The organism is Leptothoe sp. EHU-05/26/07-4 (genome assembly GCF_043421015.1).
GTDB lineage: Bacteria > Cyanobacteriota > Cyanobacteriia > Phormidesmidales > Phormidesmidaceae > Leptothoe > Leptothoe turfae.
Genome location: NZ_JAXSQV010000004.1, coordinates 922,422 through 947,899, shown reverse-complemented (window position 1 = coordinate 947,899; position 25,478 = coordinate 922,422). Strand labels below are relative to the sequence as shown.

Annotated in this window: 23 protein-coding genes; 10 read left to right on the top strand and 13 right to left on the bottom strand. The window is 49.4% G+C overall.

The window, feature by feature from the left end:
• Nucleotides 1–35: 35 nt before the first annotated feature.
• Complete coding sequence (locus tag U2F10_RS17085) at nt 36–1,424, bottom strand: hypothetical protein (protein ID WP_499872846.1); 1,389 nt, start codon at nt 1,422–1,424, stop codon at nt 36–38.
• A gap of 505 nt (nt 1,425–1,929) precedes the next feature.
• Here U2F10_RS17085 and fni point away from each other — a divergent pair.
• On the top strand, nt 1,930–2,991 hold the full coding sequence (gene fni, locus U2F10_RS17080) for a type 2 isopentenyl-diphosphate Delta-isomerase (RefSeq protein ID WP_499872844.1): 1,062 nt from the start codon (nt 1,930–1,932) through the stop codon (nt 2,989–2,991).
• Between the two features lie 63 nt (nt 2,992–3,054).
• Nucleotides 3,055–4,875 (top strand): signal peptide peptidase SppA, encoded by a 1,821-nt coding sequence (sppA, locus tag U2F10_RS17075; RefSeq protein ID WP_163667910.1) that lies wholly within the window; start codon nt 3,055–3,057, stop codon nt 4,873–4,875.
• 17 nt (nt 4,876–4,892) lie between these two features.
• Here the strand turns inward: sppA and U2F10_RS17070 are convergent, their stop codons facing one another.
• Nucleotides 4,893–5,984 carry a hypothetical protein gene (locus U2F10_RS17070; protein ID WP_499872843.1) on the bottom strand — a complete coding sequence of 364 codons (1,092 nt, stop codon included), beginning with the start codon at nt 5,982–5,984 and terminating at the stop codon, nt 4,893–4,895.
• Nucleotides 5,985–6,329: 345 nt separating this feature from the next.
• Between U2F10_RS17070 and U2F10_RS17065 the strand changes: the two genes are divergently transcribed.
• Nucleotides 6,330–7,118: a DUF4058 family protein gene (locus U2F10_RS17065; RefSeq protein ID WP_499872841.1), complete on the top strand. Its 789-nt coding sequence runs from the start codon at nt 6,330–6,332 to the stop codon at nt 7,116–7,118.
• A 122-nt stretch (nt 7,119–7,240) separates the two neighbouring features.
• On the opposite strand, the gene U2F10_RS17060 is transcribed toward U2F10_RS17065, so the two are convergent.
• The 3 genes from U2F10_RS17060 to U2F10_RS17050 all read right to left on the bottom strand — a co-directional run bounded on the left by U2F10_RS17060 (nt 7,241) and on the right by U2F10_RS17050 (nt 9,779).
• On the bottom strand, nt 7,241–8,875 hold the full coding sequence (locus tag U2F10_RS17060; protein WP_163667905.1) for a glycoside hydrolase family 3 N-terminal domain-containing protein: 1,635 nt from the start codon (nt 8,873–8,875) through the stop codon (nt 7,241–7,243).
• A gap of 192 nt (nt 8,876–9,067) precedes the next feature.
• Nucleotides 9,068–9,490: a 30S ribosome-binding factor RbfA gene (rbfA, locus tag U2F10_RS17055; RefSeq protein ID WP_163667902.1), complete on the bottom strand. Its 423-nt coding sequence runs from the start codon at nt 9,488–9,490 to the stop codon at nt 9,068–9,070.
• Between the two features lie 91 nt (nt 9,491–9,581).
• Nucleotides 9,582–9,779 (bottom strand): DUF751 family protein, encoded by a 198-nt coding sequence (locus U2F10_RS17050; RefSeq protein WP_006515175.1) that lies wholly within the window; start codon nt 9,777–9,779, stop codon nt 9,582–9,584.
• Nucleotides 9,780–9,890: 111 nt separating this feature from the next.
• Here U2F10_RS17050 and U2F10_RS17045 point away from each other — a divergent pair, with 111 nt between their 5' ends.
• Entirely contained in the window at nt 9,891–10,733 is an 843-nt protein-coding gene (locus tag U2F10_RS17045; RefSeq protein ID WP_163667900.1) for a DNA adenine methylase, read from the top strand.
• Between the two features lie 12 nt (nt 10,734–10,745).
• Here U2F10_RS17045 and U2F10_RS17040 read toward each other — a convergent pair whose 3' ends face one another.
• Nucleotides 10,746–11,477, bottom strand: coding sequence for a HepT-like ribonuclease domain-containing protein (locus tag U2F10_RS17040; RefSeq protein ID WP_499061846.1), 732 nt, complete (start codon nt 11,475–11,477; stop codon nt 10,746–10,748).
• Between the two features lie 131 nt (nt 11,478–11,608).
• On the opposite strand from U2F10_RS17040, the gene U2F10_RS17035 reads away from it, so the two are divergent.
• Nucleotides 11,609–12,472 carry an alpha/beta fold hydrolase gene (locus U2F10_RS17035; protein ID WP_163696462.1) on the top strand — a complete coding sequence of 288 codons (864 nt, stop codon included), beginning with the start codon at nt 11,609–11,611 and terminating at the stop codon, nt 12,470–12,472.
• Nucleotides 12,473–12,492: 20 nt separating this feature from the next.
• Here the strand turns inward: U2F10_RS17035 and U2F10_RS17030 are convergent, their stop codons facing one another.
• From U2F10_RS17030 to U2F10_RS17015, 4 genes are all read right to left on the bottom strand, one after another.
• Nucleotides 12,493–14,706 carry a protein kinase domain-containing protein gene (locus tag U2F10_RS17030; RefSeq protein ID WP_499872838.1) on the bottom strand — a complete coding sequence of 738 codons (2,214 nt, stop codon included), beginning with the start codon at nt 14,704–14,706 and terminating at the stop codon, nt 12,493–12,495.
• A 187-nt stretch (nt 14,707–14,893) separates the two neighbouring features.
• Nucleotides 14,894–16,183: a proton extrusion protein PcxA gene (locus U2F10_RS17025; RefSeq protein ID WP_163667891.1), complete on the bottom strand. Its 1,290-nt coding sequence runs from the start codon at nt 16,181–16,183 to the stop codon at nt 14,894–14,896.
• A 92-nt stretch (nt 16,184–16,275) separates the two neighbouring features.
• Nucleotides 16,276–17,685, bottom strand: a complete 1,410-nt coding sequence (locus U2F10_RS17020; protein WP_163667889.1) for a DCC1-like thiol-disulfide oxidoreductase family protein — start codon at nt 17,683–17,685, stop codon at nt 16,276–16,278.
• A gap of 138 nt (nt 17,686–17,823) precedes the next feature.
• Entirely contained in the window at nt 17,824–19,029 is a 1,206-nt protein-coding gene (locus U2F10_RS17015; protein ID WP_499872836.1) for an NAD(P)/FAD-dependent oxidoreductase, read from the bottom strand.
• Between the two features lie 252 nt (nt 19,030–19,281).
• On the opposite strand from U2F10_RS17015, the gene U2F10_RS17010 reads away from it, so the two are divergent.
• Nucleotides 19,282–19,995, top strand: coding sequence for a 4'-phosphopantetheinyl transferase family protein (locus tag U2F10_RS17010; protein WP_163667884.1), 714 nt, complete (start codon nt 19,282–19,284; stop codon nt 19,993–19,995).
• 97 nt (nt 19,996–20,092) lie between these two features.
• Here U2F10_RS17010 and U2F10_RS17005 read toward each other — a convergent pair whose 3' ends face one another.
• Nucleotides 20,093–20,608 carry a pentapeptide repeat-containing protein gene (locus tag U2F10_RS17005; RefSeq protein ID WP_499872834.1) on the bottom strand — a complete coding sequence of 172 codons (516 nt, stop codon included), beginning with the start codon at nt 20,606–20,608 and terminating at the stop codon, nt 20,093–20,095.
• A gap of 345 nt (nt 20,609–20,953) precedes the next feature.
• Here U2F10_RS17005 and U2F10_RS17000 point away from each other — a divergent pair, with 345 nt between their 5' ends.
• Nucleotides 20,954–21,448: a hypothetical protein gene (locus tag U2F10_RS17000; RefSeq protein ID WP_499872833.1), complete on the top strand. Its 495-nt coding sequence runs from the start codon at nt 20,954–20,956 to the stop codon at nt 21,446–21,448.
• A 9-nt stretch (nt 21,449–21,457) separates the two neighbouring features.
• Here the strand turns inward: U2F10_RS17000 and U2F10_RS16995 are convergent, their stop codons facing one another.
• A complete protein-coding gene (locus U2F10_RS16995; protein ID WP_499872831.1) occupies nt 21,458–22,435 on the bottom strand; it encodes a M23 family metallopeptidase in 978 nt (325 codons plus the stop codon).
• A gap of 158 nt (nt 22,436–22,593) precedes the next feature.
• Between U2F10_RS16995 and U2F10_RS16990 the strand changes: the two genes are divergently transcribed.
• The 3 genes from U2F10_RS16990 to U2F10_RS16980 all read left to right on the top strand — a co-directional run bounded on the left by U2F10_RS16990 (nt 22,594) and on the right by U2F10_RS16980 (nt 24,656).
• The gene (locus tag U2F10_RS16990; protein WP_163667875.1) at nt 22,594–23,121 is read left to right on the top strand and encodes an adenine phosphoribosyltransferase; all 528 of its coding nucleotides are present in this window, start codon (nt 22,594–22,596) and stop codon (nt 23,119–23,121) included.
• 74 nt (nt 23,122–23,195) lie between these two features.
• Entirely contained in the window at nt 23,196–24,248 is a 1,053-nt protein-coding gene (locus U2F10_RS16985) for an ABC transporter permease (RefSeq protein WP_431732049.1), read from the top strand.
• A 3-nt stretch (nt 24,249–24,251) separates the two neighbouring features.
• Complete coding sequence (locus U2F10_RS16980; protein ID WP_163667873.1) at nt 24,252–24,656, top strand: hypothetical protein; 405 nt, start codon at nt 24,252–24,254, stop codon at nt 24,654–24,656.
• A gap of 128 nt (nt 24,657–24,784) precedes the next feature.
• On the opposite strand, the gene U2F10_RS16975 is transcribed toward U2F10_RS16980, so the two are convergent.
• Nucleotides 24,785–25,156 (bottom strand): hypothetical protein, encoded by a 372-nt coding sequence (locus U2F10_RS16975; RefSeq protein ID WP_499872829.1) that lies wholly within the window; start codon nt 25,154–25,156, stop codon nt 24,785–24,787.
• Nucleotides 25,157–25,478: the final 322 nt, after the last annotated feature.

The window sequence follows — 25,478 nt, the reverse complement described above, 5'->3', positions numbered from 1 at the left end:
CAAAAAAGAAGGGTGGGCGGCCCACCCGATCAGAATCAATCCAAAAGCTCCAATAAATCCCAATCGGCACGAACACGGACACCAAACACCGCATCAGAGAATTCATCCCGCAGCTGCAAACTAACAGCGGCTCTAGCATTGGGGGCGAGTCGGATGTCATAAAACGTTTCTAAAACATCAGGACGATCTCCCTGACGTCGATCGTCATCGCTAAGGTCACGACCATAGCCAATGCCAAAACGGTCATCTTCCATGAACAGGTCTAGGAAATTAACACCAAAACTGTAGGTATTGCCTGAAATATCTAAATCAGTATTTCTGTGATGACCATAGCGACCAAACAGTCCGGCATTGAGCTGAGGAATAAACCACTCGGCATTGATGCCGTAGGACTCTTCACGATCCCCCTCCTGGGGGCCAAAAATGCCATTGCGGTTGAGCTGAAAACTCTCAGGGATACCATCACGATCACCGTTATCAGTGGCTGTCACGTAGGTACCACGCACAATAAAATTACCGACATTAATACCCAATTCACCAGCAAAGGCATCAAAGTTCAAGTCATCAAATCCACCGGACGAAAATGTTGCCGCCTTGAGAATAATTTCATCAATGGGCCGCCAATGAATCAGTGCTGCTGGTTGGGACTCAAGCTGTGTTGCCGCGAGGGCAGGATTCGTCTGAAAAACAGGATTAATGAAATGGGTCAGACTATCTTTAGCAAAGCTATTACGATCAAAAAAGGACGTCAGCTCAATGAGCCCAGCAGCTCCTCGCAGACTGGGCAAATTTGTTGGAGACGCAACGACATAAAGTTCGCTGACGTTAAAACCAGTGGAATCCGTGTCTGAGAATGCATCGCCAGTGGATAAGTCAACGGCACCTACAAACGCAACGTTAGATTCCAAGAAGTAGTGACCATAGACACGCGCTCGGGCAGAAAAATCACCATCTTCTACAATCGCAGCGGTTTGAAGTTTGAGAGACGGTGGTGTGAGGGGCCCTTCGACGTCGACATCTTCTCCAGTGACTGCATCATCGATTTCTGACTCCGTATTCGAGAGAGGAGCAAGCACGCCATCTTCAGATGCTTCAACAGAGGTTTCATCAAAGAAAAATGGGTCTGCAGGTTCCGCTAGATCACTGGCATTTTCCTGGGCCAAAAGAATCTGCTCAGCTTCAGCCCCATTGGTAGCCTCAGCCGTTTCGTCTTCTTCCTCCTCAGACGCTTCCTCTTCCTCAGATGCTTCGTCTGGAGTAGATTCCGGTAGTGACGTCACTAGGGTAACCTCTTCTGTCTCCGCTGTCTCCGGCAGTGCTTCTACAGGTAAGGCCATCACTGGAGCTGCAATTACCGCCATGGCTATCCATACCATCCAAGACACCAGCGGCAGGGCTTGAAAATTCCTAGCGATATCCCTCATAGTCCTTTCCAATAAGTGTTCCTATTTAAGAATTTTGGGCGTTACTAACCCTTGGAATCAGTAAATCCGTAATGCCATGGGCAAAACAGACAAAACCATCCCACAAAACCAACAACAGCTTTTTAGATAGTTTTTTTAACCCTGATATCGGTGACAGATTAAACATCTAGGGCCACATCGGTATTCACCCCATAGTTATCCCATCGGGTCAAATCATCTTTAATACCCTGGAATATCAAGATGCTTAATTCGCCATCTTGTTCCAAAACTAGTGTGAACTCTCTGTTTGGGCTTATAGTTCTTAGTTAAAGACAAATCGCCTTTATCAGTTCTTTACAAAGTCTTTGAATGCGTCCCCAGGAAAACTCCGGTTTTGCCATGAGTTCGCCCAATGTATCTTACGTATCTTGGTCAGACGCGTGAATAAACGTTGACTAACAATAATTGGTTCAACCTAGGGCTTACTTTAGATAAAGCAAGATCAGCAAAAATATAGAAACATACCGTGGGCCAAACCGTTAGCTTGGACAACACCAATCCTGCAATTATTCAGGATCGCAAAGCGGATCATCTGCGCATTTGCCTCGAAGATGATGTGCAATGTCATCAGATCACCACTGGTCTAGAAAACTATCGCTTTATCCACTGTGGTCTACCTGAATTGAAGTATGACCAAGTGGATATTAGCACCACATTCCTGGGTAAACAGTTGGCCACACCGTTACTGATTTCCTCTATGACCGGTGGCACAGAACAGGCTCGGGTCATTAATCAACGCCTGGCTGTCGCCGCCCAGAAATTTGGCTTAGCCATGGGGGTAGGTTCTCAGCGCGTGGCCGTGGAAAAACCAGAATTAGCGCCCACGTTTAATATCCGTCGATATGCGCCGAGTGCTCTACTGCTGGCTAATCTGGGGGCGGTGCAGTTAAACTATAGCTATGGGCTAGAACACTGTCAGCGGGTGGTGGATTGGTTGGAAGCCGACGCCCTGATTTTGCATCTAAATCCGCTTCAAGAATGTGTGCAGACCCGGGGTGACACTGACTTTAGCGGTCTGCTGGTTAAAATTGAGACTCTCTGCGCAAAGCTGCCGGTGCCGGTCATTGCTAAAGAAGTGGGCAACGGTATTTCTGGCGGTTTGGCGAAAAAGCTTATTGATATAGGTATCTCGGCCATTGATACCGCTGGGGCTGGTGGCACATCCTGGGCCAGGGTAGAAAGTGAGCGGGCTCAGGATATTAAACAACGTCGCCTGGGGCAAACCTTTGCGGACTGGGGTATACCCACGGCTGATTGCATTGTGAGTGTGCGTGCGATCGCACCCAAAATTCCCCTAATTGCCTCTGGCGGACTGCGCAACGGTCTAGATGTGGCTAAAACCTTAGCCCTGGGTGCTGACATTGCCGGCATGGCCTTACCATTCCTCAAAGCAGCTGACAATTCCGAAGAAGCCCTGGACACCCTGGCCGATATCCTGATAGCCGAACTTAAGACTGCACTGTTTTGTACGGGTCAAGGGAATCTTAAAGACCTGAAACACAGTCAAGTTCTACAGCGCATACCATAGAGTAATCTGCGTTGAGTCAGATTTTCCAAACCCAGATTTTCCAAACGTTGCCCACATCCCACCATGCGAGACTTTTTTAAATATATGGCAGCTAGTGCCATTGGCACTTTAGTTGGTCTATTCAGTTTAATTGCCCTACTGGGTGTGGGCGCAATCGGGCTGGCAGGCTTGTTTATCACCTCCGCGTCCAGTGACACAGAACCTGAGGTTGAAAAAAATTCGATCTTAGTTTTTGACCTGGCCACCGACATTGTGGATGCGGTGCCCTATTCAGGAGCCAGTGTCGTACTCGAAGAAACGCTTTACGGTAACCCCTATCGGTCCATGTCTCTGCATAGCGCCCTAGAAGCCATTGAGGCTGCTGCCACCGACAACAATATCACTGGCATTTACCTCACTGGCAATACCAATGCTGGGCTGGGCACATTAAAAGAGATCCGGGCCGCCCTGGAAAAATTTAAAGCCGACTCCGGTAAACCGGTTTTGGCAAACAACTCTGTCTGGAGCGAGCGGGACTACTATCTTGCTTCGGTAGCCGATTCTCTATATCTAAACCCGGCAGGTATTCTTGAACTCAATGGTTTTCGAGCCGAGATTCAGTTTCTAGCGGGCGCGCTCAGCAAATATGGTGTGGGCGTGCAAGTGTTGCGAGCTGGCCGTTACAAATCTGCCATCGAGCCATTTACCCGTACCACCAGTAGCCCAGAAGAGAAGCAACAGACCCAAGCACTGCTAACTGACCTATGGCAAGAGTTTTTAACCACCGCCAGTGAAGCTAGAGAAACCACACCGGAATCCATTCAGGCAATTGCTGAGAACCAAGGCTTACTGCCAGCCGCCGAAGCCCAGACAGCTGGACTGATTGATAATGTCGCTTTTTATGACGATGTGCTGAGTGAGCTGAGGGCATTAACTAAGCAAACCGATGAAAAATGGGTTGAGGATGAAGATGATTTCACTCAGATTAGCCTTCATCGCTACAGCCAGACCCTAAGCCCTGATATTGGCAAGGATACCATTGCTATTGTGTATGCCAGTGGGGAAATTATCGATGGAGAGGGAACCACACCTGGCACCATTACCTCCGGCGGTCTCTCGGATACGCTGCGCCAAGTACGTCATGACAATGATATTGAAGCGGTGGTGCTCCGGGTCAATAGCCCAGGGGGCAGTGCGATCGCATCTGAAATCATTGCCCGTGAAGTGGAACTCTTAGCAGCGGAAAAACCTGTGATTGTCTCCATGGGTAACTACGCTGCTTCAGGGGGCTATATGATTGCGGCCCCTGGCGATCAGATTTTTGCCACCCCCAGCACGGTAACCGGCTCCATTGGAGTATATGGCCTGCGGCTCAATTTCAAAGAAATTGCCAACCGCAATGGCGTTACCTGGGATGTAATTAAAACTGCAAAGCTGGCCGATATTAACACCATTAGCCGTCCCCAAAGTGAGGATGAACTGAAGCTGCAACAGGGGTTTGTTAACACCTTATACGACCGTTTTGTGAGTCTGGTGGCAGATGGGCGAGAACTCCCCAAAGAAAAAATCAACCAGGTGGCGCAAGGACGTGTGTGGTCAGGCACCGATGCCCAGAGTGCCAACCTGGTGGACCAAATGGGCGGACTAAATGATGCGATCGCGGCTGCCGCCGAAGCTGCCGAATTGGATGATTGGCACGTGGAAGAACTGCCCAAACCTCCCAGCTTTGAAGAACAACTTTTTGAAAGTCTCTTTGGTGTAGGCGTTGTTACCAGGTTACCCTGGGCTCAGGATCCGATCTCTCAAGAAGCGATGAAACTCAGAGAAGATCTAACATTGTTAAAAACTCTCAACGATCCCCAGGGAGTCTACATGAGACTCCCGTTTACCACCGAGATTGAGTAGATTTTAAACAACGATGTCTAATGTTGTTGTCTAATCGCCCATAACCCACTTCCGACTACCCCAAGGGCAAGCAACAAACTGGGTTCTGATACAGATTTCGCATCAGACTGAGCTAATAGAGTTACGGGCGAACTGCTTAGATCTGTTGTATCTGCCAAACCTGATAGCACTGGCACCGGGGCGGATGTCGCGAAAAGAGGAGTATCTTCTGTGGCGACCTCAGGAGGAAGGGATGGGAGGGTGAGATTAGGCAACACATGGGTGGCGATATCTTGCACAATGCGATCATGCAATCTTGTATCGTCGTCTATGGTGCGGTGTGTGATGTTGCGATCGCCAAATAACTCCTCCACATTAATATTCTCAGACCCATTAACGTTGCTTGCTCCCCCTAAATCAAACAGGTCCCAACCAGGCCTAAAAAAGTTAAAGCGGTTACGACGCTGGTAGTAATTAATGCCAGTTTGCACATTAGGGGGCAAAACCTCATCTTCTTGGTCCCTCCCAGTCAGTGGCTCATAGGAATCAATCTGTACCAGCAGATCAATCGGCGAAGGCGACTGACCGGTAGCAGTTCGCATCGCGGACAGACCTCCGCCACTATAGCCAATTAGACCAATAGCACCAACATCGTCAAACTGGTTAAGAAAGGATAGCCCTTGAGCACTGCCCACTTCTTGAAAGTTGAAGATATTCCCCTCGTAAGAATCAAAGACTTGAACGGTCAAGTTATGGTCCGGAAAGGCTGTGCTGATACGATTGGCGAGGGTATCCATACCTGGTGGGCCAGAATCACCACTTAAAGAACCCAGTAAGCCACCGGCCCCTCGAAATAGACCAATGACGGCCCGTTCGCCCAGGGTAAGCTTGGCAGCTTGGGCAGCCGTAGGACTGAGTACTGCAACTGAAATGATCAGCAGGCTGAGCCCAACCCCCTTGGGAGTTACACGCCTGACAGGATCATACTTTTGGGGAGGCTGCGGACCTTCGGGAGGATTTAATCTGAAAAATGCTGATATCGGGCCAGCCCGCCAGCTCGCTTCATCCCCTGAATCAGCAACGGTATTTTGGATCGCCTGCCTGAAGCATTTTGAAAGCCAATGACTCATTTGCCGCACCGGGTAAGTTTTAGCGTGTTGCCATCAACAATAATCCATACAATGTTGGCACAGCCCTTCTGTGCTAACAATATTGCAAGCATTGATTGAAATTATGGATCGATACTGTCCTCGATACTGAAGGCATCGAAGAAGGTTAAATCCTTGAAATCTTCCATGTCCTGGGCGAATCAATTGATGTTGTGACGGCACCTAAGTCTGCTGTTGCTCCACTCAGTCTCGTTTTAGTGTGGCAGAGCCACAGTAGTCTTCTCCAGGCTGAGCCTGGGAACAAGGAAAGGGGAAGCAGAGCTATGATTAATCTGAACACTGCAAGCTTAAACTGTCACAGCCACCATGCCCTCACCATTTCCAGGGATGGATCCATATCTAGAACAGCCAACATTCTGGTCGTCTTTTCATAGTCGACTAATTGTAGCGATTGCCGATACCCTAGCCCCTCAACTTCGTCCCCACTACTTCATTGAAGTTGAAACCAGAACTTACAAAGATATTCCTGACGATGAGCTACTAGTAGGCATTCCAGATGCAGTAGTTTTAGCCGGTATCGCCCAAAATAATCCGAAGCCACCAGATTCCCCATCAACACCTGGCATAGAAGGACAATTTCAGCCTCAAACCGTTACCCTACCCATGCCAGCGGAAATCAAAGAACGCTATCTAGAGGTGCGTGAAGTCGGTAGTAATGCCGTTATTACAGTGATAGAAGTGCTGTCTCCCAAAAATAAGCGGAAAGGTAAAGGTCGCAATGTCTACGAAGAAAAGCGACAAACCATTTTAGGTAGCGCTTCTCACCTAATTGAAATCGATTTGTTGCGTAGCGACTCTCCAATGCCAATGCAGGGAGCCGTACAACTTGCCCATTACCATGTCTTGGTCAGCAGAGCAGAACAACGCCCTCAAGCAACACTGTATGCAGCCACCATCCGTGATCCATTACCGGAATTTCCAGTACCGCTAAAAGTCGCTAACGAGAAGGTCTTGGTAAACTTGCAAACTATTGTTGCAGGGGTATATGAGCGAGCCAGTTACGATTTACGCATTGACTACTTGCAGCCGTTGCCACCCCCTAGGTTTTCTCAAGCTGACAAAGACTGGATTGCTGCACTGTTAGAGTCGACATAATGCTTGGGTTTCCAAGGCAATACGAGGTTGCGTTTGGTCATCAAACGGTCGATTTAATACGCTTGTATCCCAAAAATCCTTATCTGCCCTCCCCCTAACCTAATTGACAGAACGCAAATCCGCTAATCTGTAAAACTCTGATCCACCGCCCTAACAGCAACTGCTTCACCCATTAGAGTTGTCAACGCTAATGTCTGAGCCATCGACATCTGCCCATAGCTAAACACCCAGGGCACATCATCCGTCAGCGACAACCTCTCCAACAAATAAGGACTGCCGTAAACAACCACCGCCTGCAAATCCCCTGCAAGCATCTCCAAATACTTGCGGGCCAACTGAACCACAGGCTCCCCACGCCGAAATGGATTATCCCGCACAAACAACTGCACCAGTGTCGGCAAACCTGTCCTCGGCAACTGTGACAACCGACTATCCAACAGCGTCAGCCCATAGTCCCATCCCATCGGCTCAGTAATCGCCGGAGCAGTCCTCGATAAATACCGACAATTCAAAACATCGTCTACGAGGATCACATTTTGCCCCGGTCCCTTTGGCCTAAACTCAGCACCACCCCGCCGACTTGATGCTTTCAAAATAGACCTTGCTAACCCTAACGTCTCAGGCTGTGCCAGCTGCTGCACCTGAGTTACTGGCTCCGCAGGCTCCCAATTATGACAGGACGGCCCAGTCCCCAAAGGCCCCGAAACCTTATACTTAGCTCGCCAAATGCGCTCCACCGATGCCCGAATCTGGTCCTCATCTATGCGACCTACCCGTACTGCTTCGCAAATTGCCTGAATGCAACCCTCCGCATCCGCAGGCATCATGATCACATCTGCCCCCGCTTCCACTGCCAGCACCGCTGCCTCGTACGGGCCATAGGTTTCCGTAATCGCCCCCATCACCATCGCATCGGTGACAATCAACCCATCAAACCCCAGATCCTGACGCAATAGCCCCGTCAAGATTGCTTTAGATAACGTGGCAGGATACTGCTTATCTAAAGCAATCAAACAAATGTGGGCCGTCATCACGCTATCTACGGCCTTACCTGCCCCAGTAAAAATCGCGCCCTTAAATGGCAAGAGTTCCACCCGATCTAACCTGCTTAAATCGTGGTCAATAACTGGCAAACTCAGATGCGAATCGATTGACGTGTCTCCATGGCCCGGAAAATGTTTCGCCGTTGTCAGTACTGGATACTCCTGCGCTCCCTCAATAAATGATTGGGTCAGTTCAGCAACAATCTCCGGTGTTTCTCCAAACGCCCGTACATTAATTACCGGATTTACTGGATTATTGTTCACATCCACCACTGGAGCCAATACCCAGTTCAGACCAATGGCCATGGCTTCGCAGGCTGTGCACTGACCAAATTGATAGGCATAGGTTTTCGCTAGGGATAAATCCGTTCGAGCAATTTCCCCCAAAGCCATTGGTGGTGGAAACCAGGTGGCACCACTAAACCGTTGACCCACACCTTCTTCAATATCCGCTGCCATCAATAGGGGAATATCCGCCATGGCTTGGAGTGCCTGGCAACGTAGGGCAACTTCAGCACCGCTACCGCCTAGCAGGATGACACCACCTACGCCCAGATCAGTGATGTAGTGTGCTAACTGTTCTTGGTTGGCTTCCCATTGGGGATATGCGATTTCATGATCAAACAGATGCCCGGTGGTCCGGACCACGATCATCTGGGCGACGAGCTGCTGTAGTGACAGGCTATCTGGGTCGGGGAGAATGGGTTTTAGCATTTACGCCGTAGGGGCATACCGACGTGCGCCCTCCGAAATCTAGACAAATTAGACAAATTATCAATATCTGATTTGCACCAATGTGCATTTTTCAAGATCTAGGCAAATTACCAATATCCTGCATTGGGCGCACAGCAGTGCGCTCCTACGGAATCATGCTAATTTGCTTAAATTTGATGAAAATTGTGGTTCTTACAAACCATCCTCATCTTCAACGGCACTGGGTACCACAGTCGGAATACCATTCTCATCAACGCTATTGCGTTCGTGCTTCAACCGGCTCAGTAAGTTGAGCACGTCAGTGCCCTGCTCAATTGAAATATCCTCTTTGAACATAATTTCGGGTGTACGTCTCAAGCGTAACCGCCGCCCCAATGCCCCGCGCACATAGGGTGTGGCTGCTGCTAGGCCTGCCATTGTTTCGGCTTTAGCTTCGTCAGTGCCGTAAATGCTGACAAACACCTTGGCGTGTTGCAAATCACCGGACACATCAACAGCAGTGACACTCACCATACCCGCTCCGACACGGTCATCCTTGATATCGGACACCAGCATCTGACTAATTTCACGCTTAATCGACGCCGATACCTTTGCTACTCGACGACTTGTTGCCATGATTTTCTCCTATTTATGAATGGTGGGGATTTTGAACGTAGGCGATGCCCACTCGTCCACCGATTATTGGGGGCCTCCTTTGTGGGGAGCCCTATGCTAAACCCAGCATTGCTCTCAGGGTAAAGGTTAGGAACATAAAGCCAGCCACTATAGCACCTACCAAAGCAATTGCAGTCACGCGATTTTCGAACAACGGTAGAAGGGGCTTAACAATGCTGTAGAGTACGCCCAGGGTAAATGTAATAAAATAACGCGGATACCGCGATACATTGGAAAAAAAGTCTTGCATCGTCTAAATTAAGGCTCGGCAGCAGCCCTTGGAGTTAAGCAGCTTATTATAGGCTCTATCTATCCTACCGTAGGTGCTTGCTTCTCCTGAGAGGAAAATTCTTAAGAGTTTATGGTTCAACTATCCTCCCCATCTGTAGCGCTACGTCCATTCTTAAAATGGGCTGGGGGTAAACGACAGTTAATACCGGAACTACTTAAGTATGCGCCTGATTCCTATGGTCGCTACTATGAGCCATTTATCGGCGGTGGGGCATTGCTACTCACCTTGCGGCCTGAACGGGCAACGATTAGCGATCGCAACCAGGAACTGATCAACTGCTACCAGGTGGTCAAAGGCTCCGTCGATGACCTAATTCAAAACCTACAGCAACACCGAAACGAGAAGGCCTATTTCTACGAAGTCCGTAGTTGGGACCGTCAGACTGACTTTATCAATAAAACTGCAACCCAGCGGGCTGCCCGCATTATTTTTCTTAACAAAACTTGTTATAACGGCCTATTCCGGGTCAATTCCAAAGGTCAATTTAATGCCCCCTTTGGTCGCTACAAAAACCCTACCATTGCCGATGAAATCGTTTTAAGAAACGTCAGCGCCTATCTAAATCTGGCCAATGTCACCATCCAAAAAGCAGACTTTGCCGTCGCCGTTGCTGATGCAGGCCCAGATGATTTTGTCTATTTCGACCCGCCCTACGATCCGGTGTCTACCACAGCATCGTTTACGGGTTACTACAGAAACGGCTTTGATCGCACTGAACAGCAGCGCTTAAAAAGCGTAGTCGACAACCTCACCATGCGGCACTGCAAAGTACTGCTGAGCAACGCCTACACAGAATTTATTCAGGACCTGTATCGGGACTATCGCTGCGTACGGGTCAGCGCCACTCGGGCCATTAATTCAAACGCAACAAAGCGCGGCAAGGTAGACGAAATTCTAGTGATGAATTACTGATATCGAAATCCTTTATTCATCCACTTCCGGTAATGGTGGAACGAGCGGCTTAACCTGCCCTAAAATCTGCGGAACTTCGTCTGACACAATTTGCCAAAGGCGAGCATAGTCAATGTCGTCGTACTTGTGAATGATGATATTTCGCAATGCGATCGCACCACTCCAATCAACATCTCCATGGGTCGCTTGAAAATCAGCACTCAAACGATTCGCCGATTCGCCCATAATCTCTAATTGACGCTCTACAGCACTTTGAAACAGTTCATCGTCTAACAAATCGTCGTAGGTGCGTCCTACTAGAAACCGAGCAATGGCTTCCATCGCTTTTACCATGTCAAGCAACGCAGCATTATTTCGGGCTGTCTCGGTCATTGTGGGCTCACACTCTATCAAGTTCGTAAAATTCCTTTGCTCTGACGGATAAAGCACACAATAGGTGCGCAGTATTTCTGCCCGGCTAAAGGGATTCAGTAGTAACCGTTTTTGGGTTAGGTCCACCTCACGTCTAACTAGCTGGTTCAGTTCCCACTGAACGTTCTCGCTATTTAAATAATCCCCATCGCTATTAAAGACGACCAACACGTCAATATCGCTATCCTCTCGAAAATCTGTTCGGATAGCAGAACCAAATAGCCCCAGTTCCTTAATATGCCAGCGTTGACAAAAATCAATAATTTCAGACTCAGTCAAGTTCAATCTGTCCACCAGCACAGACGGCAAAGCTGAAACTGTATTGGTTTTCATACTTCACACCTCTTGCCCCATGGGCTTATTATCACCTCTTTTATTGCCTATGTCCCAGATGGTTACTGCACTATACCTATAGCCACAGACAGGGATAAAATTGGCACCGACTTCATTATGAAACGAGGACCATGGCAGTCTATCGCTGGCAGCAGTATACCTGCGCCTATGAGACACACAATACAGAAAGCACCGAAACGCCTTTGCTTTTAATTCATCCCATTGGTGTGGGGCTAGCGGGCAAATTTTGGCAGCCATTGATCGAACAGTGGCAAGGGAGATCCCTATATGTGCCCGATTTATTGGGTTGTGGCGACAGTGATTTACCCAGTCGTTCCTATAGTCCCCGCGACTGGGCGGAGCAGCTGCATTACTTTATTTCGGAAGTCATTCAACGGCCCGTCATCATTGTGGTGCAGGGGGCGCTGCTACCGGTGGCTCTGGAACTGATGGCAGATCAAACCATGACTCAGTCGGTCGCAGGAGCGGCCCTATCGGGACCACCGGCCTGGCGCTTGATCACTGCACCGACACCGCAGTGGCGACAACGGCTGAACTGGTCGCTATTTAAATCGCCCCTGGGCTGGGGCTTTTATCAATACGCCCGCACTCAAAAATTTCTCAAGTCATTTTCTGAACGACAGCTGTTTGATCGAGCAGAGGATGTCACTGATGTCTGGTTAGCCATGCTCAAGGGCGGCTCGCGGGATATGGGCACTCGCTATGCCGTGTATTCGTTTTTGGCTGGGTTTTGGCGACAGGATTATGGGGCTGCGATCGCAGCCATCCAACAGCCCGTCCTTGTCATCATGGGCAAAACCGCATCCACCATTGACCGAACCGCTCAAGACACAACAGCCCAACAGCGTCTTGATGACTACACTGACCATTTTCCCAACGCCCGTGGCGTCTTTATTCCAGGACGTAATGTGCTGCCCTATGAATCAACAGCTGAGTTTATTGATGCACTTTTACCCTTCGTGAACGAGCTGTAGACTTGCCAATGCTAGAGCCACTAAAAATCAACGATGGGAGTATCAGAGGTATCGGTATCAGTACTCTGGTCACTGCCATCTGGGGTTTCTGCGTCAGCATCATCCGTTTCATTATCAGGGGCTGTAGAGTCACCACCGTCAGATGGAGTTTCATCCGTCGCCTCATCTCCATCGGGGGCTGAGCCTTCATTAGTCGGCGGCGTATCACCACTCTCAGCCTCCTCCTCACCCGTCTCATCTGGGGGAGGTGTGGGGCGAATGTTGTCAACAGCCGTTGTCAGGGCATAGTTGAGAGGATTGGGAGAATTAGATACCACCACCACTTCGTAATAACCACTTTGGGGCAACCGTCCTGACCAGGTAGTTTCAGATGAATCAGACAGCAAAAACGGCGTATCTTGGGTGGGCTCCGGCAAATAGAGAGACATTAACGTACTCTCCTGAGGTGCTTGCAAATTGAGCCGCAAATTTTGCCCGGCTTCCAGATCCAAGACAAATACTTTCCCTTCACCAGGGGGTAGCTGCCCAGTTAACCGTTCTCTAAACGTCCCCGGTTCAAACTCTACCCGTTCCAAGGTGTCGCCAGACTTCAAATCATCCACACCATCTTGAGCCAGGGCATACCATACTTGACCAATGGGCTGATCCAAAATCCCATCGCGTCGCTCTTGAGGAAAAATAGCCGTAAACTTTGCATCGGCCAAATCATCCAGGGCCCGACTGCTGACATTGAGCTGATTTACCGTTCTGCGCCAGCTTTCACGATCGTCAGCTCCATAGGCCCCCAATCCACGTCGCGCTGGCATACTCAAATGCAGCTCCAGCGTATCAAGAGTATCCATCGATAGGTTGTCCCAGCGTAGTCGCAACGGAGCATCTTCCACCGACACCGTTAAGGGACGCCCCCGGAGGTTTGGGTACTGCTCATAGAAACGCTGATTTACCCAAAGATTGAGCCAAGCTTCGCCCACACCTAACGATTGACGCCGCTCTAATAGTTCCTGTTTACGAGCACGTTCATCTGGGGTGATCCCATTTTGCACATCCTCAACAGGATCAGGCTGGGATGCTCTTTGCCCAAAGGGCCAGCGCGGGCGGAACCCCAATCCCACCACCAATGCCAGGATCAAACTCGTGATGCCCAGTAACGCTAGCAAGCCAATTGTGGCTTGAATAAACCCGCTTCTATCGCCAGTTTGCTTCATCGGACTAACAGCACTAGGTGTATCTAGCGTCGTTGCCGTTAATGAGGGAGAAACAACCTGAGTTGCCTCGGTGGTGGGATAGACGTCAGCATCGTTGCCACCGACAGAACTACCACCATCAGTGTATATAGGCGGCAGCTCAGTCTCATCAAAGGGTAGATCAGCCTCTGCTGGCATTTCTTGCCCAAACATCTCTCCTTGCAAAGCCTGCATCACCGCAGCAGCAGAAGCATAGCGCTGTACTGGAGATGGAGCCAACATTTTCTTGAGCACCTGATTTAGGGGTTCACCCAGGGTGACAAAACGCTCCCAGTTCCAGACGCCTTCGTAAATGTCAAAAAGTTCTTGAGGTTCTTTTCCAGTAGCCAAAACCACCAGGGTTGCCGCCAGGCCGTATAGATCGCTGGTGGCATCCACCGAACCAGACTGAAACTGTTCTGGCGGCACATAGCCAGCTTTACCAATGCGGGTCTTATTGGCTGCCGCTGACAGCTCTTGCTCCACAGTTGCGGCGATTTCTTTAACGCTGCCAAAATCAATCAGCACTGGCAGCCCATCCTGGGTGCGTAAAATCAAGTTCTCAGGGGAAATATCACGGTGAATGATATCCAAGCCGTGAATATAGTCCAGCACTGGCAGCAGCTGATACAGCAACTGGGTAATTTCCGTTTCACTAAAATGACCGCCATAGTCCTGACGATTTTTTAGCAAGCTACGGTACGTAGTCCCTGCCACATAGTCTTGTACCAGGAATAGCTGGCCGCCTTCCCGCATCAACTCGCGAAATTTGGGAATCTGGGAATGCTCCAACTGATAAAGTACCTTGGCTTCCCGCTCAAATAGTTCCTGCGCCTTGGCTAATAAGCCCGGATCGTCAATTTGGGGCACAAATTCTTTCAACACGCAAAGCTCTTTAAACCGATGTAGGTCCTCAGATAAATAGGTACGACCAAACCCCCCTTCTCCCAGTTCTCGCAGTACGTTATAGCGTGCGCCCAACGGGGTGCCAGGTTCCCAGGGTGTGCTCATTGATCGGCTCCTTCACAGGTGAGTGTGCGCCCCACTAAAAGTTGATCGGGGGAAGTATCCCCCTACCAGTATCGGGACTAATTGGTCAGTGTAGTGGGTTTTCCCACGGATGCAACCACCGTCTTTAATTTTTTTTATGGCCATTGGTAAAGACATTCCATGGAACGTCTCTACCAGTGGCCTCCCCCTATTCGTTCATATTTTTGTAGGTGGCCACGGCGGATGGCGAAATCCGATTGAGATAACGGAAAATCCAATACTTAAACACCGTGTCTAAAATCACCGGGAACGTGGCAATGAATAGAAAAATGAAGTCGCGGTTGGCCGGAAACCCCAGGTGGCGCGATAGACCTTCCAATAACACCTCCCAGCCATGGGGAGAGTGGAATCCCACAAAAATATCCGTGAACAGGATGATGATGAATGCCTTGGCACTATCGCTCAAGCCGTAAACAATTTCATCGATAAAGGCTTTGAGGGTGGCAACCTGACGTTTGCAGGTACTCAACAATAGTGAAAACGCGAACACCGCAAAAATATCGGCAAAAACATTTTTGACTGAATCGGCACTACGTTCACGATACTCTTCTTCAATATCTAAGGCTTTGGCTAATACTCGCTCTTCTAATTGAATTTCATTCAGGGCAGCCACTTTGCCCAAAATCACCTCAAACCGCAGTCGCTCTTCAAACTGCTGTAGTTCATGTAGGGCTTCTTCTTCCATCTCATCGTTGAGAAATACCTCAGCTTCTGTGGTTTCGCGCACATAGTCCACCACAGGGCCAACAATGAAGTGCTTGGTCAACTGCTGGGTAAGCAGGGGCACAATCACCAGCAGCAATATAAAGCGTAAGGCTATTTTCGTCTTATTCTGAGATTTGCGAAAACCGCGCATCACGTCAGCTTCAGCCTTAGGATCGAGATCTTGTTTAACCCGATCGACCGTACGCAAGATGGAGCGTGGTAACACGCTACTGCGAGCAGCTAGTCCGGCTCGGCTCTTCTCAGTTTTGCCTGCGACATTATTTGAATTTTGCTGAGTTGTCTTGGTGTCATTGACCTTGCTCAAGGTGAGCGAAGCAGACAGGTCGTTGTAGCGCCCCAAAATCTCATCAATAAACCGTAATTTCTTGAAGATGATGGCAGATTGATCAATTAGATCGAGGGTATATTCATCCTGCTGATCGTCGTAGGACTGCACTTCCATCTGCCGCCCTTGAGAAAGGCTGGATCGAGTAGCTTCAAATTCCTCCATTCGCTGCCGAATTAGGGCAATGTTACGCTCAACTTCTCCTTCGATGTAGCGATAGGCACTGTCCCCGTACTCACTATTGTCTTGAGTGATGGGTTTACCGTCGAAGTAGTCGTCTTCTATCTTTTTGATAGCTAAAGCAGCTCCGTAGGCCTGATCAAGTGATTGGTCAGGAGACTTAAAAAGCCACTGCCCTGCGTTGCGAAAAAATGCGCGAAGCTGCATGGAGATACTGGGGTGCGCTGGAATGCCAGAACTATAGTATCAAGTCCAGGGAAGTGGGGAATGGGGAGTCTTGGGTAGGGTTGAGATCACACTCAACTCTCTTGTCCATCAGCATCAGGGGAGAAAATGTGCCAGGACTGATCCAGCCGGGCCGCTTGGCCTAAAGGGGCTAGACTTCGCACTATCGGACCATCGGTTACCTGACGCAGTAACGCCACAGCCGGTTGTTGACTCGTAGCCATGGCATCGTAGGCAGTAATACTGCGCAAATTCAACAGGGTAATCAACAATAGCGCAACCAGAGCGAGCACGCTGAAAACACGGTGGGAGCGGACGGTAAACGACTGATATTTAAAGGGCTTGGTAAAGTTACCAGCAAAGCGACGATTACTGGCAATGGTTTCATAGAGGCGAGTACCCACGGCCATCAGCGGAGGCACTCGTAGTACATGGGCTAGGGGACGAAACACAGGTGAGAGACTAACCACATAGGCAATGCCATGCCATTTGTAATGATGCTGTCCCTGCCAATCGACAATCACCCAGGAGTTGTGGGTTTCCATCGCGGTCTGGATCACCGGATCACTCTGGGTAATTTGCAATGGGACTCGACGCGGCAAAATTAAAAACGTCCGAATCAGATGCACAACTTTTTTGCAAAAGCCACACTCCGCATCGTAATAAATTTTGAGTCCTAGGTGTTTGGGGGTAAATGTGCGCTCAGCTAAGTTATCCCACACCGATGAGGGCACAAAGGCTAACCAGGTAATACAGCTGATCATAGGCAGTAAGCCCAGGTTTAAGGTAAGTGCCCCGCCAATGTGGAAAAGCAGCAAGAGCACAACGGCCAACAGGCGACAAACATCAGTTTTGATTGGGCTCCAGAGTAGCAGGGGGCCTACCCATGCCAACACCATGGCCATCATACCCACCCCGGTACCACCGCTCAGGGGTTGAGACAGGGCAGACGCTATATAGATATAGCTTTGTTGAGCCATCAACCCCACGGTGGCCATGGTCACAATACGTTTCGGCTGGGGAGTTTTGGCCATGTTTAATGCCTGGTCCACTGAGTAGCTGCTGCCCGACGGTAAAAACATGGCCCAGAAAACCATGGCTCGCAGCACATCGTCAGCTGACGATACGATCAGAGGGTTGCGGTTATGCAATGAGATCAACATGAGCCAGGCCACGATGGTAGCCCAGCGAGTACGATAGCCGATCAGCATAAGTAGGGCACTAAAGGTTGCGATCGCAAAACACCCCCACTGCCACACCACTGAGCCACTTAACGCATGAATCGACCAGTACCCTGGCAGCCAAAGTGCTCCCAGGGCACTAAGAGGCAATGTCCCCTGGTCAGTATAATCAGCCACTACATTGCCCAGGCGGAACCACACATCGAAGAGAATCACCAACGCCAGCCCCAAACGCAGCAGCGCTAAGGAACGTAAATCGAGACCGTAACGATGTTCAAGGGGTTTAAGCCAGCGAGAAATCATGGCAGAAAACAGGTAACAAAGGAGCACGTAGGGTGGGCAGTGCCCACCTCACAAAAAAATCAACGCAAAGGTAATTTAGCAACCATTCACCCAGAAACACTTAGGCCAGTTCAGTAACCCCCATCATCCAAACCAATTCTACGATTTCTTAAACGGCCAAAGTCCAGCGACAATCTGTTGTAGGGCACGACGGGCCACCTTCAATCGATGCCGATTGGTGGGTAGACGATGAATATACACAGCTCGGCGAATAATGCCACCTAGTTTTCCACCCAAACTAAGGCCAAAGCTCCATACCCCAGCGGTTCCCTTGCCAAGGGCCAACATGTCACCCAGGTGCAAATAGCGAAAAGATTTGGGCTGTCGCTGTCGCGTCATATAGGCCAAATTGCTAGCCACAGCAGCGGCAGCTTGATAGGCAGCCTGGGCGGTGTTGGGAATCGGCTTTGGTTGAGCCGCCACATCTCCAACCACAAAAACATTGAAATAGTCTTCTAGCTGTAGCGTAGAACGCACCCACACCTGTCCCTGATCATTAGTACGCACGGGGGTACCTAGCCATTCAACCGGCTCAGTTCCCGTAGCCCAAAGGGTGAGATGGCTGGGCATATCACCCTCGTCTAACCCCACTGTAGTAGGCCCTACCTGATTGATCTGGGTTTGTAACAGCACGTCTACATTACGCTGCAACAGGGCATCCATGGCCTGACGCTGCAGTCCTTTAGGAAAGGGCTTAAGAATTTGATGACCACGATCCACCAACCGCACCTGCCCTTTTTGACCAAGACGATCAGCGACCTTTGTCGCCAATTCAACACCACTCGCTCCAGCCCCAATAACGGTGACAGCAACCGGGTGTGCAGCCTGGACCAGCTGATCTAACCGAGCCTTAACAGTCACCACATCATCAAGGCTGCGAAACGTAATGGCATGCTCACGAATACCAGGAATTGGCAATGGTCGCGTCTTAGCACCGGTAGAGACCACTAGATAGTCATAGGGGAGACTGTCACCCTGACGCAGCATGACTCGCTGCTGTTCTAGATCAATATGGTCAGCCCAATCCTGCTGCCATTGGACATTGGTCCCCATTAACAAGCTCTGGTAAGCAGGCGCGACCTCCCAAAGCAACAACTCCTCAGTCAAAACTTCGTATAGCAGTGGTGTAAAAAGAAATCGTTCGCGAGGCTCGATCAGGGTAATGGCACTGTCCCTAAGATGACGATATTTCTGCAGATATAACGCCGTATACAAACCGCCGAATCCACCACCAACAATCACAATACGTGGGCAATAGTTAATGGAACGACCGGAATAAGACGTTTGCGCAGGAGATAGGGCCATATGGACTATTTATTTAATAGCAATAACCGGTAGTAATACTTCCAGATTTACATAAAGCGATTGACTATAATTCTGACCATGGGTGCTCTAACGTTTAGTTGTTTAGAAGCCAACATAGTCACCAACGCAGCATCCCCCACAGTCGCTGCAGTCTTGGGCTACAAATCCTTGCGGTCAACAAGATTGACTCGGCAACCCTCAGGATTAAGATAATGAAAGCCCTATGGTTAATTCTGGCAGCTTCCCAAGACTATGACAAAGGCAATCCAAGACAATCTTGAGCATAGAACTTGGAGGCAAGCTCCAGCTGATTGCTACCAAACCATAGACCACAGCACAATGGATCTATGGCGCATTCCCCTGGATCGACCAGCACAAGTGGATTTACTGTCAAAAGATGAGCTCAACCGCATGAATCGCTATCGTTTTGCCGCCGATCAGCGTAAATTTGCAGTTGCCCGCAGTAGTCTACGTCAGATTTTGGCCGGTTACTGTCAAACCAGTCCTGCTGACCTTATTTTTAACTATGGGACCCATGGCAAGCCATCCCTGCACAAGCATTGTGACTGGCAATTTAATCTCTCTCACTCAGGTGAATATGCCCTGTGTGGTGTTGCCCAACACGTTGTTGGCGTAGATATTGAGCAATTGCGCTCTATGGATAGATTAGACGGCCTGATCAAGCGTTGCCTGGCACCATCAGAACAACAGTCCCTTGCCAGCATTTCACCCACACAGCACAGCAGCGCTTTTCTAAAATATTGGACATGCAAAGAGGCCTACCTCAAAGCCACAGGCCAGGGGATCAGCGAATCGCTAGCTGGCATTGAAGTTGACCTGTCACCAACACCGCAATTAAAGGTAACAGGTCAACCATGGCAGCTACAGATATTTACTCCCTGCGACGGATATACAGCAGCTGTGGTTGTCGCACCAGAAATCACTCAAATACGGCTTTGGGCCTAAGGAGAGGACTATAAACTAGCAACCCGATGGCCGAAATGTAGCGGCTATTGCATCCCCTCATCCACATCCCTAGTGGATAAATTTACGCCACACAGCACTAAACCAAGGCAGGCGGTTCAACTGATTTGGCAATCACTCCATCCAGGCGCACATTGGACCAGTTAACACCCCGCACAATCGCACCAGTCAAATCAGCACCACTCATGTTGGCATAGGATAAATCAGCACCACTCAAATCAGCAAAACAGAGCTTAGCGCCCTGTAGGTTTGCCCCCTGCAAGTTTGCCTGCCTAAAATCACTCAAACGTAAGTCCGCCCGCTGTAGTGATGCATCGGATAAATCGGCAAATGTGAAACAACTGCGCAATACTAAGGCTCGACACAAGTCGGCTCGCTTCAAATTGACCCAGCTTAGATGGGCTCGCCAAATCATCGCACCCACCAATTGAGTTGCTTCCAGATTCGCCTGGTTCAAGTTAGCCCATGTTAAGTCCGCATAATTCAGACATGAGCCATTCAGCGTCGCTTCAGGCAGATGGGCCTCACGCAAATCTGCTCGATCAAACTGACGCTGACCAATGTTATATCGTCTAATTAACTGAGATGCTTCCAAAGGTGGTTCCTCAACCGCTAGTGCAGAGTCGGATAGGGTTACATCGCCCAAAACAGCAACTTGTCAGTACAGCACCGAAAGTGTGCAGGCTTTTGTAAACTTATATTAACGTAAACTAATGTAACAATTTACGAGACACGACGCAACCTCAGTTTTTGTGGCTAATGCCCTTTGCATCATGAAACATTGAAATACAGGCGGGGTAGCCTAATGCTTCAGTTTCCTTCAATTATGTTGAACTCCGGTTCACGTAACTTCATCCCATAAACCTTATGGTCGATGGGGTTGCTTCGTAGCAATCCGTGGTAACAATATCGAAAATAACAGAGGTCAATTAGGCGATTAATGGCAAAGCAGTGGTTATGGAGCTCACTTTTAGGTTTGTCGATGCTTTTGCCTGGGACAGTGGCCCTGGCGCAAATTGAAACGACGCCGGAGCCAGAAGACGCTTATACCCAAGCAATGAACCTGGGCTATACCTATGCAAATCAATTTGATTATCAGACAGCACTCATTATCTTTCGCCGGGCTTTAGAGGAACGGCCAGATGATGTTTATGCCCTGAATGCGATCGCAAACATGGAGTATTACATCAAGCGTAATCGCCTTGACGCTATTCAAGCAGAGGTCGATACCCTTCAAGCCCGGCTAAACCTGGCAGCTCAAACCAAAGATTGGGTCTGCGTTACCGCCACTGTCGATGAGCTTATCCCCTATGCTGAGGGCCTAGAACGAGAGCGTCTAACCGGCTATCGCAGCCAACTCACAGGCGTTCTCGACTCTCGCACAGATGTAGAATTTTGGTCTACAGTGTGCAGTCCCGATCAGCCATTGCAATAAAAACTGGTATTACAGGTCCGCTAGCTGACCGTCACGAGATAAGGTTTTACCCGTCAGAGCCGCTTCTAGAAACTGTTTTGGAGGGTCAATATAATTTCCGTCGAGTTTGACTCGAAAATCATAGTGTTCGCCTGACCCCAGACCGCTATTGCCAGTCAGGGCAATCACTTCGCCGCTAGTAAATTGGCCCGAACGGCACTCATTTTCTAGCAAATGCAGGGACTGAAACACTAGTTTCGGGTAGGATTCTGTAGTTTGATTGGCAACCCAGCCACCGCCATCCACATCCCACCAGCATTCCACCGTAACCTGGTCTCCCGTCACCCCCACCGCATACACTGGGGTACCTGACGGGGTCGCCACATCCACACCATTATGGGGCACATTAATGGCACCTGTTACCGGATGCACAGGCCGGATGCGCATATGGTCAGTGACGTCATAACCTGCGATCGTATCGCCCGTCTTCAGGGTCAACGCACTCTGAAAATCAACTATGGCTCTCTTAGGCCCTGACAGCCGCAGGTCTAACACATAGAGAATGGGCAACAAAATAAGTGACGCGCAGGTTGCCGTCAGGGCTAGCTTTGGCAATCTGCCAAGGGAAGATCGAAGCTGTTTGGTTTGAGACGCTCCTTGATTAGTTTGAGACGCTCCTTGATTAGTAGGATAGGGCTTTACCTGGGTATTAACTGAATCTGACGACCATGCTGTGACTGTCCGAGCCTGGGCTGTGGGAATATCCGTTGCAAACGTTCCCCACGGCTCATCACTGACTGGAGAGCTCCCTTGATCAATAGGCGGTCCCACTTCATCGGCAGTGACAATAACCAGCTCACCATTGCCTAGTTTTTCCAGTAGCTCTGAAATACTGCCACAACCCACCGCTTGCGCCGCCGCTTTTGAACCGTGCCAGGCCTGCGCAGATACTGTAACGGTACAGCGACGTTTAGCAGGGGCAGCTGGCGACTGAGGAACGTTATTCACAGATAAACACAGCCTCGCGGACATTTTCTGCCCCTTATCCTACTGGAATCTCACCGGAAGGCAAGGCAAAACTGACAGGTTGGTCAGTCCCACACGTGACCGACACAACAACAGCCCCACAGAGTATAAAATAGGGCCGTCCTGCATCAGCCCCCACCGTGAAGTCCACCACAGATATCCATGCACTGATTCGTGAGATACCCGATTTTCCCAAACCTGGCATCCTTTTCCGAGATATTACAACTCTGTTACAAAATGCTGACGGCCTGAGAGCCACTATTGATCTGATGGCAGAACAAGCCGTCAACCATCAGCCAGACTGCATCGTCGGCATTGAATCCAGAGGCTTTATCTTTGGCATGCCCCTTGCCTACCAACTCGGTCTGAGTTTTATCCCCGTCCGCAAACCCGGCAAGCTCCCCGCCGCTGTCCACCAAGTTTCCTACGCCTTAGAATATGGGCAAGATAGCCTCGAAGTACACCAGGATGCTCTAGATACCGGTCACCGCCCCCTGATCGTAGATGACTTACTGGCCACTGGCGGCACAGCAGCAGCCACAGCAAAGTTGATTGAGCAGACTGGCGCAACCATTGCAGGCTTTAGTTTTGTAATTGAGCTAAGCGAATTGAATGGTCGCCAAAAACTCCCTGACGGAATTCCCATAACCACGCTACTGTCATACTGAGATCACGCCTGTAGGGGCGCAGCATGCTGCGCCCCTACAACGAAATTCTGCACCCAACTTTAATTTCGTTGCCCATGACTGCAGAGCCCACTTCTACCCAATCTCGTTCACCATTGCAAACACTGCAGATGGTGCTCACCAGTGAGACGACGCTCTATGTGCTCAAGCGCATTTTGCAGGCATTATTGACGCTTCTACTGGCCTCAGCCTTTAGCTTTTTTATCATTCAGCTAGCACCTGGGGACTTTTTAGATGCTCAGCGACAAAATCCACAGATCTCTCCTGAAACTATCCAGCAGTTTGAAGAACAGTTTGGACTCAATAAACCCATTTGGCAGCAATACTTTCAGTGGATTTACCAGGTGGTCACCAAGCTCAATTTTGGTGTGAGTTTTGCCTATCAACGCCCAGCGGTAGAAATCTTGGCAGAGCGTATCCCCAATACGTTGCTGCTATCCATTGCATCCATTATCGTTACCTGGGCCATTGCAATTCCTCTGGGCATCATTGGGGCCGTTAATCACAACAAATTCACCGACCGTATCCTACGGGTACTCAGCTACATTGGCCAAGGTTTTCCCGCCCTAATTACGGGTCTGCTGTTGCTATTTTTTGCTCAGCTCACCACTCCCCTATTTCCAGTGGGCGGACGCACCAGCATCAACCATGACGACCTCAACTGGATTGGCAAAGTGCTAGATGTGGCTTGGCACATGATCTTGCCGACACTGGCCCTCAGCATTACCAGCTTTGCAGGCCTACAGCGACTGATGCGGGGCCAAATGCTCGACGTATTGCGACAGGACTATATCCGTACTGCCCGCGCAAAAGGTCTCCCAGAAGAGCGAGTCATTTATACCCACGCCCTGCGCAATGCCATCAATCCTTTGATTACTTTGCTAGGGTTTGAATTTGCAAGTTTACTGAGTGGTGCATTTATTACTGAATATTTCTTCGGCTGGCCAGGTCTGGGACGATTAACGTTACAAGCAGTGCAGTCCCAAGACCTGTACTTGATTATGGCCAGTCTAATGATGGGAGCCACCATGCTAATCGTTGGTAACTTGCTGGCTGACCTGGCGCTGTCCTTTGTGGACCCGCGCATTAAACTCTCAAAGATGAATTAGACCATGCAGCCTTTTAGGTCCTACAGTGGTCTACTTGTCGGCTTTATAGTATTTGGCATCGTGATTTGGTTAGCGAACCGGGTCCACGGTGAATTAAACGACCCAGGCTTTGCCCAAACGATATTAATTGCCGTTTCCGGTTGGGCCGGGGGATGGTTAGTAGGGTTCCTGGTCGCTCCAAACACCAGCAATGAACTAAAAAATCTCTCTCAAGCCACCTCTACCATTACGGCCTTCGTTGCCGGGTTCATCATGGCAAAAATAGAACCTTCATTTACCCCGATCTTTGCTGATGGCCAGCTGATGAATGAACCCATCTACGGCATTCGTGTATTAATCTTTATCATCTGCTTTGTGGTAGCGGCTATTAACATGTATGTATTCCGTGAGTTTAACGGACGGTATTGAAACATGTACGCTGTGGTTTCTCCAGAAAAAATTCAACTTCCCCCAGGTACGGTCATGCGAAGGCAGCGTGCATTAAAGCTTACTGTCCTTGGTAATGCTGGTTTGGACAATACAACTGCATTTTAGTGTCATTGAATTGTCCAGTTGCCAAGCTCATCTCGATAGAGTGTTTCATCAGAAAACTCAAAACACAACGTTTCTGAGTGGAGTAAATCCCCTCCGTGGCGTGGCATTTTAAGATACATGGCTACTTGGTCCTCGTTGACGAACACAAGCACATAGATATCGTCACGCTTTTCTATACCGGTTCGAACTTCTACATCCCAAGGAAATCCAAGGGTAGATTGGGCCATATTATTGGTGGTATATGGCCCAAGTACACACATGCGATTCCAAGTGTTAGGGCCAATGGAAGCCAGGCTCAATTCACGATCATTGGCTTGCAGATCGGCGACAAGACTGCGCTGGGGAAATAGTCCTCCCATGCGGCATCCAACCATAGTGGACAGCAGAAGGATAACTAATAGCAAGTGGCGATAGGTCATCAAGGCATGCTGTCCAGTAACAGTGCACTAATAGGTTATTCAACTTTCACCGGCTCACGCTGTCCGTCCGCTGAAATATCCACAAAGTACCAACCCTTTTTGTGGCATACCTTTTTGCATCAACTGTTTCAAATCTCGTATGTAGCTTCAGCAACGTTCGTTCTCTTTCTGATGAAAAAGTTGTCTACCCCCCTCAAGGAATGAACTATGATTTTTAGTTTGACTTCTAAACAAAGGTCTCTAGCCAACCACCCCCACCTAGATCAATTAAGCTTCG